The sequence below is a fragment of the Flavobacterium sp. genome, from assembly GCF_043722275.1.
Lineage (GTDB): Bacteria > Bacteroidota > Bacteroidia > Flavobacteriales > Flavobacteriaceae > Flavobacterium.
In genome coordinates this window covers 1-11,930 of record NZ_JAYSPC010000043.1, presented here as the reverse complement: position 1 = coordinate 11,930, position 11,930 = coordinate 1, and the positions used below count along the sequence as shown (strand labels likewise).

Genomic DNA, 11,930 nt, shown 5'->3' with positions numbered 1-11,930 from the left:
CCTCCCCGAAGGGGAAGGAGTAAAACTGGAGTATTATTATTTTATAGACTCTTTAATCATTTCCCCCCTCGGGGGCTTGGGGGATTTACCTAATAAATCCTACTCCTGCTGTTGTGTTCGTTGCGGTATCAATTAAGATAAAAGCTCCGTTTGATTTATTGTCGTTGTAAGCATCAAAATATAAGGGCTTACTTAATTTAATAGTTACTTCCCCAATTTCGTTTATGGCTAATTGTGAAGCTTCTTTCGTTCCGGAATAATCAGTTGAGATGGTATTTTTGATACTTTCTACTTTTGCCAAAACTGAATTGGTATTATGCTGAACGATATATTTTGTACCTGCAACCAGTTTTTTACTGTCCATCCAGCAAACTGTTGTGGTGATTTCTTTTTCAATTTTTGGAAGTTCTGATGATTTTACAATCATATCCCCTCTTGTTACATTGATATCATTTTCTAATTCGATTGTAATCGAAGAACCTGCAACGGCTTCATCAAATGTTTTATCGAAAAAATGTATTTTTGCTACTTTTGATTCGGTTAAAGAAGGCAAAACTGTTACAGCATCCCCCACTTTAATGGAGTTTCCGTATAATTTTCCTGCGTAACCTCTAAAATCATGGTATTCTTCTGTCTTTGGACGAATAACAGTCTGAACCGGAAAACGTGCTTTTCCTGTTTCAAAAACATCCGAAGAATGTAATCCTTCTAAATGCTCTAAAACGGTTTGTCCATCATACCAAGGCATATCTTTTGACTGATCAACCACATTTCCGCCATTGATTGCACTTAACGGAATGTAACTTACGTTTTGTTCTTTGAAAGTACTTTTAGCATTTAATGCCTGAAAATCTGCTTTGATTTTGTTGTAAACTTCTTCAGAATAATCAACTAAATCCATTTTGTTGATCGCTACAATTACCTCTTTTACTCTCAATAAATTATTGATAAAAAAGTGACGGTACGTTTGCTCGATTACTCCTTTTCTGGCATCAATTAAAATAATAGAAACCTGAGAAGTCGATGCTCCCGTAACCATGTTTCTGGTATATTCTACGTGACCCGGAGTATCGGCAATAATGTAACTTTTCTTTGCAGTCGAAAAATAAATATGCGCAACATCAATCGTGATTCCTTGTTCTCTTTCGGCTACCAAACCATCAGTTGCCAATGAAAAATCAAGATAATCATAACCTTTTTGTTTACTGCTTTTTTCGATTGCTTCTATTTTGTCAGTCGTCAATGATTTTGTATCGTACAATAATCTTCCAATCAAAGTACTTTTTCCGTCATCTACACTTCCTGCTGTTGCTATTTTTAAAACTTCCATTCTGTTATTTTGTTTCAGGTTTAAAATTTTTGTTTCAAGTTTAATGTTTCAAGTTGTTGAAACGCTTTCACTAAATTTTAAAAGCTGTATGTTTTTTTGATCTAACTTTTAATTAATTCTGAATTGCATTAATAATTTATAATTCACAATTAATAATTAAAAATACCCTTGTTGTTTTCTTTTCTCCATTGCGGCTTCAGAACGTTTATCATCGATTCTGGCTCCTCTTTCAGAAATTGTCGAAGTTCTGATTTCTCCAACAACTTCCTGAATGGTTTCGGCATAAGAATCAACTGCAGCAGTACAAGTCATATCTCCAACGGTTCTGAAGCGAACAATTCTTTCTTCGATTTGTTCGTCTTCTTCTTGGTACACAAAAGGAGAATGCGACCAGATTAAACCGTCTCTCAAAAAAACTTTTCTTTTATGTGAAAAATAGATTGATGGAATCTCGATATGTTCTTTTTCGATATAACTCCAAACATCTAATTCTGTCCAGTTTGAAATTGGAAAAACACGAACGTTTTGTCCATTTTCTATTTTTCCATTCAAAATATCAAATAACTCCGGACGCTGGTTTTTTTCATCCCATTGACCAAAGTCATCACGAACTGAAAAAATACGTTCTTTTGCTCTTGCTTTTTCTTCATCACGACGCGCGCCACCAATACAAGCATCAAATTTAAATTCTTCGATAGCGTCTAAAAGTGTGATCGTTTGCAAACTGTTTCTACTGGAATATTTTCCGGTTTCTTCAACAACTTTTCCTTCATCAATAGCATCCTGAACATTACGAACGATTAATTCCAATCCTAATTCCTCAACCAATTTGTCTCTAAAAGCAATTGTTTCAGGAAAATTATGTCCTGTATCAACATGCAAAAGAGGAAACGGAATCTTAGCAGGAAAAAATGCTTTTTGTGCCAAACGCACTAATGTTATAGAATCTTTTCCTCCAGAAAAAAGTAAAACAGGTTTGTCAAATTGCGAAATTACTTCTCTGAAAATGTATATCGCTTCACTCTCTAAAGCGTTTGTTTTTAATACTGAACTCATTTGATATTTTGTTTAATGCTTGACAGTTTTTAGTTTCAGATCGCTGTGAGTTTAATCTAAAACCTATAAGACTATCGTTATGCTGTGTTTTTTGTTTTTGTTTTTCAACGGATTGAAACCCGTTTTTGAAATATCTCCATCAGGTTATTCCGAAATCTCGGGACGACGCTACAATATAAATTATTTTCTATTTCAACGATCAAAATCCATTTTTGGAATCTCCATCGGGTTGAAACCCGTCGCTACAATATAAATCGTTCCTCCTCTATCGGGTTGAAACCCGACGCTACAATATGAATCGTTCCTCCTCCATCAGGTTGAAACCCGACGCTACAATATGAACATTTCTCCTCCATCAGGTTGAAACCCGACGCTACAATATGAATCGTTCCTCCGGAACTTAAAATCTATATTCTTTATTCTATTCTCTTTAATCTTGCCTCTCTAATCTTGCCTCTTTACTCCTTCTTCGCCCCATGCAAACCACATTCTTTATGGCTGGATTCCCACCACCATCTTCCGGCTCTGATATCTTCGCCAGGAAAAATGGCTCTTGTACATGGCGCACAGCCTATGCTTATGAAGCCTTGTTTGTGTAAAGCATTTTGAGGAACATTGTTTTCTGATAAATACGTTTCAACTTCTTCTAAAGTCCATTTTAATAACGGATTGAATTTGATGATTTCGAAACCTCTGTCGTATTCAAACAATTGCAAGTCGTTTCTGTTTTCAGATTGTTCAGCTCTTAAACCTGTAATCCAAACTGAGTTTCCTGCTAAAGCTTTCCTTAACGGAACTACTTTTCGAATAAAACAACATTCTTTTCTGTTTTCAACCGAATCATAAAAGCTGTTTGGTCCTTTTTGCTTCAGTAAACTTTCTACCGCTGTTGCTTCCGGAAAATAAACCTCAATTGGTTTTTTGTATTTTTTTAATGTCTTATGAAAAACATCGTACGTTTCCTGAAATAACCTTCCGGTATCTAAAGTAAAAATGGTAATATCCTGATTACTTTTTGCAATAAAATCTGTAATGACCTGATCTTCCTGACCAAAAGAAGTTGAAAAAATTACTTTTCCCGGATATTGATTGGCTAAAAAAATTAATGTTTCGTCAAGCGAAAAATCCTTTGTTATGTCTAATAATACTGTTATATCTTTTGCATTCATGTTATTCTCCTTCGTAAAAATCTATTACAATAATTTAGATAATGTTTTTAAACTCAATAATATAATTAAAATTCCAACTGCAATCATCATTGGTTTTCTTTGGATTTTGTTTACCAAATAAGCTCCAACCGGCGCTGCAATTACTCCTCCTACAATTAAACCTATAATAACCTGCCAACCGTGGATTCCGCCAAAAAGCATGAAAGTGATTCCGCTGGCAAATGAAACCGCGAACTCGGCAGCATTTACAGAACCTATTGTATATCTTGGGTTTCTTCCTCTTCCTAATAACGTCGAAGTTACAATTGGACCCCAGCCTCCGCCGCCAACAGCATCCATAAAACCTCCAAAAGTGGCAAGAATTCCTAATTTCTTAGTTTTCTTTTTTACGATTGTTTTTTTTAATGCTTTTCTGATAATTATAACCGCTAAAACAATCATATAAACTGCAATAAATGGCTTTATAACATCTCCATTAATAACATCTGACAATAAATAAGCTCCAATAATTGAACCTAAAACTCCTGGGATTAATAAATTTTTTACCAGCTTTTTATTGATATTCCCAAATCGATGATGCGAAATTGCCGATGCTCCGGTTGTAAACATTTCTGCAACGTGTACTCCTGTGCTGCTAATAACCGGCGGAACTCCGTAAGCTAATAAAAATGACGTAGAAGTTGCTCCGTAACCCATTCCTAAAGTACCATCAACTAATTGTGCAAAAACACCTATCAGGAAAAAGGCTAGAAAATCCTCATTAAAACCTTCAACAAGTCCGTTCCAGGAAAAATCAGCGTAATGATTGTATATTAATACCGTCAACAAACCCACTAATAAAGCAACAGGTATTGCTACCCATAATTTTTCTTTTAGCGCTGTATCAGACTTAAAATCAACACTGTTTATTTTTAATTCCTTCTCCATATGATAATGTTTCATTTTATTTAAACTATTACCCTATCGGCTTAATAGATTACTACGCAAAATTACTACTTATTTCTAAATATCAAAGTAATATTTAATTTTTTTACATCTCTAGTTCTCTTTCATTTAACTTGAAAAGCACTTCAGGGAATTTCACAAATTATGAGAATAAGTTAAAACAGGTAAATAACTACAAAACAACAACATAACAACTGAATTATCTCCATTATTAAAATAGCCTTTTAATGTCTACCACATCCATAGGATAATTATAAAATTGTTGTTATTTTTACAGTAAATATTTATAGATGGATTTTCAAATAGGTCTTGTTATTGCAGGTTTAGTCGTTGGTTTTATAGTAGGGTTGACAGGTGTTGGAGGCGGTTCTTTAATGACTCCAATTTTATTGTGGTTTGGAATCCCACCAACAACGGCAGTAGGTACGGACTTATTATATGCTGCGTTTACTAAAATGGGAGGCGTATTTGTACATCATAAAAAAGGCAATATCAATTGGCAAATTACGGGCTGGCTTACTTTAGGAAGTGTTCCTGCAGCATTGCTGACTTTGTGGATTTTGAACAGTATTAAAACAGATATTTCGACTATAAATGCTGTCATAAAATATAGTTTAGGCTGGGCTTTGCTTTTTACATCAATTGCCATTTTATTTAAAAAGAAATTATTAGTGCTTTCTCAAAAACATGCCGGAGATCGATTTCATAGCGAAAGCCATACTCAAAATATGTTAACTATAGGAATTGGCGTTTTATTAGGTGCAACCGTAACTCTTACTTCTATAGGCGCAGGTGCGTTAGGGACGGTTACATTATTTTTTCTTTATCCGCTCTTGCCAACGCCACGTTTGGTAGGAACTGAGATTGCTCACGCCGTTCCTTTAACGCTTGTTGCCGGGATTGGACACGCCTCAATGGGAAATCTCGATTTAGTTTTACTAGCTCAATTATTAATGGGATCGCTTCCGGGGATTGTTATAGGAAGTATGTTAAGCGGAAAAGTTCCTGATTTATTCCTTAGAAATGCTATTGCAATAATGCTTTTTATAGCCGGATATAAACTGATATTTTAATTTCTCCAACCATATAAGTGATATAAGTTCATTTAATACAACTTACTAAAACTGATATTTTAAAGCAACGCTTATATTGCCTTATATAACTTATATGGTTTAAAATATAAGTTTATTTACTAAAACTGATATTTAAAGCAACGCTTATGTTGCCTTATATAACTTTATATGGTTTAAAATATAAGTTTATTTACTAAAACTGATATTTTTAAAGCAACGCTTATATTAACTTATATAACTTATATGGTTTAAAATTAAAAAGCGATATCTGCCAAAGAGTTACTTTCTAATATCTTAAGTGTATTATCTCTAACTTCCATCATTAAACGTCTTGCTGCACAAGTGGTTTCATCATCGCAGTCATCGCATCTTTCATAAAAATTATGACTTGCACAAGGCAGTAATGCAATTGGTCCTTCAAGAATACGATATACTTTTGCCATACTGATATCTTTGGGATCTTTTATCAGATAATAACCTCCGCCTTTTCCTTTTTTTGCACCAAGGAAACCAGAATTTCTAAGTAAAAGCAAAATACTCTCTAAAAATTTTATCGAAATATGTTCGCTTCTGGCAATTTCGGCAATTTGTACAGGTTCGTTATTTTCTCTCCTTGCCAAATATGTTAAAGCTTTAATTCCGTATTTTGTTTTCTTTGAAAGCACTTATATATATTTTAGATTTAGAATGTGATTTTAGTTCCGATAGCTTTCGGGTAAGCTAAAATAACAACTGAATATTTTTCTGCAACAAAAATAAGCTTTTTGAACGAGAATAATAACAGAATGAAAAACTAAGTTCTACTAAATTAGTATAGTTTAAAAAAATAGCGATTTTCACTGTATTATTTACAGCTGAAAATCGCTATTTACATATATCGAAATGTCTTTAACTTTTAAATCTAAAGTCTTAAATCTAAAATTTAGAATTAAGCAAGTGCTTGTTCTAAATCAGCAATTACATCTTTTACGGTTTCTAAACCTACAGAAACACGCACTAAACCTTGTGTAATACCTACTGCTAATTGATCTTCTTCAGATAATTTACTGTGTGTTGTTGAAGCCGGATGTGTTACAATTGATCTTGTATCACCAATATTAGCTGATAATGAACACAGTTTTATTTTGTCTAAAAATTGTCGCCCTGCTTCAATTCCGCCTTTGATTTCAAATGCAATAATATTACCACCTAAAAGCATTTGCTTTTTAGCGATTTCATATTGCGGATGTGATTTCAGGAATGGATATTTCACACTATTCACATTTGGATGCGCTTCTAAAAACTCCGCAACTTTTAATGCATTCTCACAGTGCTTTTCAACACGAACTACTAAAGTTTCTAAACTTTTTGATAAAATCCAGGCATTAAATGGTGACAAAGCCGGACCTGTATTTCTTGAAAACAAATAAATTTGTCTGATTAAATCTTCGCTACCAACCGTCACTCCACCTAAAACACGACCTTGTCCGTCAATTAATTTTGTAGCGGAATGTACTACTAAATGTGCGCCAAATTTTATTGGCTGCTGAATATATGGCGTTGCAAAACAGTTATCGATAATTAAAATCAGATTGTGTTTTTTAGCAATATCTCCCAACAATTGTAAATCAATTACATCAACACCAGGATTTGTTGGCGACTCTGCGTATAATATTTTCGTATTTGGTTTGATTAAAGCTTCAATCGTTTCTGGTTTGTTGATTTCAAAATACGAAGTTTCAATATTCCATTTTGGGAAATACGTCATAAACAACGCATGAGTTGAACCAAAAACGCTGCTTGCAGAAACGATGTGATCTCCTGCATTTAGTAAAGCCGCAAATGTTGAATAAACTGCTGCCATTCCTGTTGCAAAAGCATAACCGGCTTCTGCGCCTTCCATTTTGCAAATTTTATCTACAAATTCAGTCGTATTTGGATTACTGAAACGGCTGTAAATATTTCTTTCCTTTTCTTCTGTAAAGGAAGCTCTCATATCTTCGGCATCTTCAAATACAAAGCTTGACGATAAGTATAGTGGCACCGAATGCTCCAGATACTGAGTTCTTTCTAATTGTGTTCTTATGGCTTGAGTTTCAAAACCAAGTTCTTGTTCGTTCATTGTGTGTTTTTTGTCCCCTCCCCAACGCTCCCCAATGGGAAGGGAGTTGAATACGGAGAAATTCATATTAATTATAAGCAAAAATATTTTTTCATTTATTAGTTGCTAGTTCCCCCTTCGGGGGTTAGGGGGCTATTATTCAGAACAACCTTGTATTTTATTGTAGCTGTTGGTTCAACCGTTTTGGCTACTGAACAATATTTCTCGAAAGAAAGTTGTGCAGCACGATGTGCCTTTTTAGGGTTGATATCGCCTTCTAGATAAAAAACGACATTGATTTCTTTAAAAGGTTTTGCTTCGCCAATTTGTACACGTTCACCTTCTACCTCAGCATTAAATGAGGTTATTTCCTGACGCTGTTTCTTTAAAATCGAAATCATATCAATGGCACTGCATCCCGCAACTCCCATCAATACTAATTCCATTGGACTTGCACCTAAATCGCTTCCGCCAAATTCGGCTCGGCTATCAACATCAACTACATGTCCACGCTCATTTTTGAGTTTAAAATGAAACGCGTCGTTTACTCTGTTTAAGGTTACTTTCATGTTTTTTGTTTTTTGTTTTGTTTGAGTTCAAAATCTAAAATCTGAACTCTATCCCGAGTCTTCGGGACTAAAATCAATTACCCTTTATCTGATAATCTTAAAATATCTCCAAAAACTCCTCTCGCTGTTACAGCAGAACCTGCACCGGCTCCCTGAATTACAATTGGACGATCTCCGTAAGATTCTGTGTATATTTCGAAGAAAGAATCTGAACCTTTTAATCCGCCTAAAGCTGTATCTGATGGTACTGAAACTAATTTCACTTCCAGAATTCCTTTGTCGTTTTGTAAATCTCCAGACAATTCACCAATGTATCTTAAAACGTGATTTGGTTTTTGATCGGCTTTTATTTTCTCGTAAATTGGGTCAAATTCTTTTAGTTTAGTCAGGAAATCAGCAACATTTCCATCACGTAAATGTTCCGGAATTAAATTCTGAATAGAGATTTCTTCAAACTCATTTTGTAAATCTAATTCTCTGGCTAAAATCAATAATTTTCTTCCTACATCATTTCCGCATAAATCCTCACGCGGGTCCGGTTCTGTATATCCGTTATCAATTGCTTCTTGCAGAATCTCGCTAAAAGGAGCATCTTTTAAAGAAAAATTATTGAATAAATAACTCAAAGTTCCTGAGAAAACTCCTTTTATTTTTGTGATATTTTCACCCGAAAGATGTAATAATTTTATGGTGTCAATTAATGGTAATCCTGCACCAACATTAGTTTCGTACAAATAATTCTTCTGATTATCTGCTAAAGATTTTCTCAATTCTTTATAAAAACCATAGCTTAATGTATTGGCAACTTTATTAGATGAAATCAAGTCAAAACTACTTTCTATCAACGAAATATAATTTTCTACAAAAGTGGTACTTGCGGTATTATCAATCGCAATTAAATTTTCAAGATGATGTTGGTTTGCATACGCAATTACATCATTGATCGTATATTCAAGTCCGTCTTTCTGAATGTCATTTTTCCAGTTTGAAGTTACGCCATTTTTATTTAAAAGTAATTTCTTAGAGTTCGCAATTGCAAAAACATTCAGCTTAATATCTTTACGTTTTTCGATCGCTGCGGTAGATTCCAAGATTTGGTTGATTAGAGTTCCGCCCACTAATCCGTGACCAAAAATAGCGATGTTGATTTTCTTGGAAACTCCAAAAATCTCTCCGTGAATTACGTTTAATGCTTTATTAAGTTCTGATTTTTTAACAACCAAACTCACGTTTTTACCCGTAACGGTGTTGTTAAACAAAATTGGAACAATTTTATTTTTAATTAATGCAGTATATGGTTTGTGGAAAGTACTTAAATCCTGACCAATAATCGAAATGACCGAAACGTTATCTGTTACTGTAATCTGGTTTACATCTTTAGAATAAAAGTCGTTTTCGAACTCTTTTTCTAATTCGATCATTGCTGTAGTTGCTTTATCTGTAGCGACAACCAAACCGATTCCTCTTTCTGAAGAACCTTGCGAAATAATACTTACGCTGATATTATGATCGCCCATTACCTTGAAAATTCGCGCATCAACGCCTGCTTTTCCAAGTAATCCGCGACCTTCAAGATTTACCAATGATAAATTCTCTAAAACCGAAAGTGTTTTAATTCCTTCTTTAGTCGAATCTGAAGTAATTAAAGTTCCGCGATTTTCATGATTGAAAGTATTTAAAATACGAAGTGGAATATTTTTTTCTAATAAAGGGATTATTGTTTTGGCATGCAAAATAGTTGCTCCAAAATTCGCCAACTCATTCGCTTCATTAAAAGATAAAAATTCGATTTTTTTAGCATCGGCAACCAAATCAGGATTTGCCGTATAAATTCCGTCAACGTGCGTGAAGTTTTGAAGTTCTTCGGCATTTAAATAATTAGCAATTAACGATGCTGTATAATTACTGCCGTTTCTGCCTAAAGTTGTAGTATCATTATTATTGTTTGAACCAATAAAACCGGTTACAATATTAACCGTTGAACCGTTATGCTGTTTAAAATAATTAATGACATTTTTCTTAGAAAGTTGTTCTAGAGGCTGTGCATCCCCAAATTTTGAATCGGTTTTAAGTAATTCACGTGAATCAACAAAATTAGCCGGAATTCCTTTTTCTTTTAAAATTGCAGTTAATAATTTTGCCGAAAGCAATTCGCCTTTAGACAAAATCTGATCTTTGATTTTGTTGCTGTAATCTCCAATTAAACTAACTCCTTCAAAAAGTTTTTCTAAAATATTAAATTCTTCAGATAAATCTACCTCAGGATAATCTGAAATTTGATAGGTTTTGAAATTCTGAAATAATGGTTTGTAATCACCGTTTTTAGCGGCAAGTTTCAAAATATAATCTAATTCATCTGTGGCTTTTCCACGAGCGGAAACGACAACTGCAATTTGTTCTCCTTGATTTACTTTATCAGAAATGATTGAAACTACTTTGTTAAGTCCTTCTCCATTTGATAATGATTTACCTCCAAATTTTAATATTTTCATTTTATTTTTCTATTGTTTCTGCCTTAAAAATATCGGCAAGTAAATGATCTAATTGTTTGTACTCGATTAAAAAAGCGTCATGTCCGTGAACAGAATCTATTTCGCTGTAAAAGACATTGTCTTTGAACTTTTTTAATTCATTAAAAGTTTCCCGATTTTCTTTTGGTGTAAAAAACAAATCAGAGTTGATTCCGATAATATGAATCGCTGCATTTGTTCTGGACATTAAAGTTTCGAAATCGGCACTATTTCTGGTAATATCTATGGTTTTGAGCAATTGGTTCATCAGCTTATACGATGCCAATTGATATCTCTTTTGTAATTTTTCGCCGTGATGTGCGAGCCAGCTTTCGATATTAAAAATCAAAAGTTGGTTGTTGATCGTGCGTTGAAATTTTTCTTTGAATGATTCAGGAGATCGATAACACAACATTGCATGGATTCTGGCGTCTTCAATAGGTTTTGAAGAATTGTTAAGGATTTGCTCTTGTAAATAACAATTGGCAATCATCCAGTCTGTAGATTTCCAATCTGTAGCAATTGGAATTAAGTTTTGTGTGATATGAGGTTCTAGTGCAAGGATTTCCCAGGCAATTCCTCCACCTACAGAACCGCCAATAATAGCGTAAACCTGTTGAATATTTAAGGCTTCTAAGCCTTTTATAAAAATACGGGCAATATCTCTGGTTGTAAAATCCTGATAGTTTTCGATTACAAACGAATCATTTCCGTTTCCGGGAACGTCAAATGCCAATATGGTATATCTGTGGGTATCGATTGTTTTTTCGTTGCCAATTAAATCATTCCACCAGCCGTTTTCACCTGTAACCTGAGCATTTCCGGTTAAAGCGTGATTGACCAAAACAATAGGCGCGCTATATAATGGCAAACCAGAAATGGTAAAACTTAATGGTAAGGAATGATATGATGCACCACTTTCGGTGATGAAATCATGAATTATAATGGGACTTGGTATATTTTCCAATTTCAAATCTTTTTATTATTGATTTGTATGTGGAAATATTAGAAAGAAAGTACTAGAATGAAACTAGAAAAATTCTTGTTGTTATCTTTCCACGTTTGGGCGTGGTAGAATGCAGCACCTTCTTCGAATTAACGAAGGGTTGCTAAGGATTCATCGGGTCTAATCCCTCGTCCTTTCTTTATAACATTTCAATACGTTTTTGAACTTAAAGGTGCAAATTAACTACTAATT

General features: G+C 34.1%; 10 protein-coding genes and 1 riboswitch. Of the genes, 1 reads left to right on the top strand and 9 read right to left on the bottom strand.

Going from position 1 to position 11,930, the window contains the following annotated elements; genetic code table 11:
- Positions 1 to 85 precede the first annotated feature (85 nt).
- The 4 genes from ACHZDT_RS05505 to ACHZDT_RS05490 all read right to left on the bottom strand — a co-directional run bounded on the left by ACHZDT_RS05505 (position 86) and on the right by ACHZDT_RS05490 (position 4,497).
- Positions 86 to 1,330: a sulfate adenylyltransferase subunit 1 gene (locus ACHZDT_RS05505; RefSeq protein WP_394773637.1), complete on the bottom strand. Its 1,245-nt coding sequence runs from the start codon at positions 1,328 to 1,330 to the stop codon at positions 86 to 88.
- A 156-nt stretch (positions 1,331 to 1,486) separates the two neighbouring features.
- Complete coding sequence (gene cysD / locus ACHZDT_RS05500) at positions 1,487 to 2,386, bottom strand: sulfate adenylyltransferase subunit CysD (protein ID WP_140508018.1); 900 nt, start codon at positions 2,384 to 2,386, stop codon at positions 1,487 to 1,489.
- 458 nt (positions 2,387 to 2,844) lie between these two features.
- Positions 2,845 to 3,555 (bottom strand): phosphoadenylyl-sulfate reductase, encoded by a 711-nt coding sequence (locus ACHZDT_RS05495; protein ID WP_394773636.1) that lies wholly within the window; start codon positions 3,553 to 3,555, stop codon positions 2,845 to 2,847.
- A 24-nt stretch (positions 3,556 to 3,579) separates the two neighbouring features.
- The gene (locus tag ACHZDT_RS05490) at positions 3,580 to 4,497 is read right to left on the bottom strand and encodes a sulfite exporter TauE/SafE family protein (protein ID WP_394773635.1); all 918 of its coding nucleotides are present in this window, start codon (positions 4,495 to 4,497) and stop codon (positions 3,580 to 3,582) included.
- A 293-nt stretch (positions 4,498 to 4,790) separates the two neighbouring features.
- Between ACHZDT_RS05490 and ACHZDT_RS05485 the strand changes: the two genes are divergently transcribed.
- A complete protein-coding gene (locus ACHZDT_RS05485) occupies positions 4,791 to 5,573 on the top strand; it encodes a sulfite exporter TauE/SafE family protein (protein WP_394773634.1) in 783 nt (260 codons plus the stop codon).
- A 254-nt stretch (positions 5,574 to 5,827) separates the two neighbouring features.
- On the opposite strand, the gene ACHZDT_RS05480 is transcribed toward ACHZDT_RS05485, so the two are convergent.
- The 5 genes from ACHZDT_RS05480 to ACHZDT_RS05460 form a co-directional block, all read right to left on the bottom strand.
- The gene (locus tag ACHZDT_RS05480; protein ID WP_213294888.1) at positions 5,828 to 6,238 is read right to left on the bottom strand and encodes an Rrf2 family transcriptional regulator; all 411 of its coding nucleotides are present in this window, start codon (positions 6,236 to 6,238) and stop codon (positions 5,828 to 5,830) included.
- Positions 6,239 to 6,501: 263 nt separating this feature from the next.
- Positions 6,502 to 7,674, bottom strand: a complete 1,173-nt coding sequence (locus tag ACHZDT_RS05475) for a trans-sulfuration enzyme family protein (protein ID WP_394773633.1) — start codon at positions 7,672 to 7,674, stop codon at positions 6,502 to 6,504.
- A 98-nt stretch (positions 7,675 to 7,772) separates the two neighbouring features.
- The gene (locus tag ACHZDT_RS05470) at positions 7,773 to 8,222 is read right to left on the bottom strand and encodes an OsmC family protein (RefSeq protein WP_394773632.1); all 450 of its coding nucleotides are present in this window, start codon (positions 8,220 to 8,222) and stop codon (positions 7,773 to 7,775) included.
- A 77-nt stretch (positions 8,223 to 8,299) separates the two neighbouring features.
- Entirely contained in the window at positions 8,300 to 10,714 is a 2,415-nt protein-coding gene (thrA, locus tag ACHZDT_RS05465; RefSeq protein ID WP_394773631.1) for a bifunctional aspartate kinase/homoserine dehydrogenase I, read from the bottom strand.
- Position 10,715: 1 nt separating this feature from the next.
- Positions 10,716 to 11,699, bottom strand: coding sequence for an alpha/beta fold hydrolase (locus tag ACHZDT_RS05460; protein WP_394773630.1), 984 nt, complete (start codon positions 11,697 to 11,699; stop codon positions 10,716 to 10,718).
- Positions 11,700 to 11,777: 78 nt separating this feature from the next.
- Positions 11,778 to 11,886: riboswitch (SAM riboswitch) on the bottom strand.
- Positions 11,887 to 11,930: the final 44 nt, after the last annotated feature.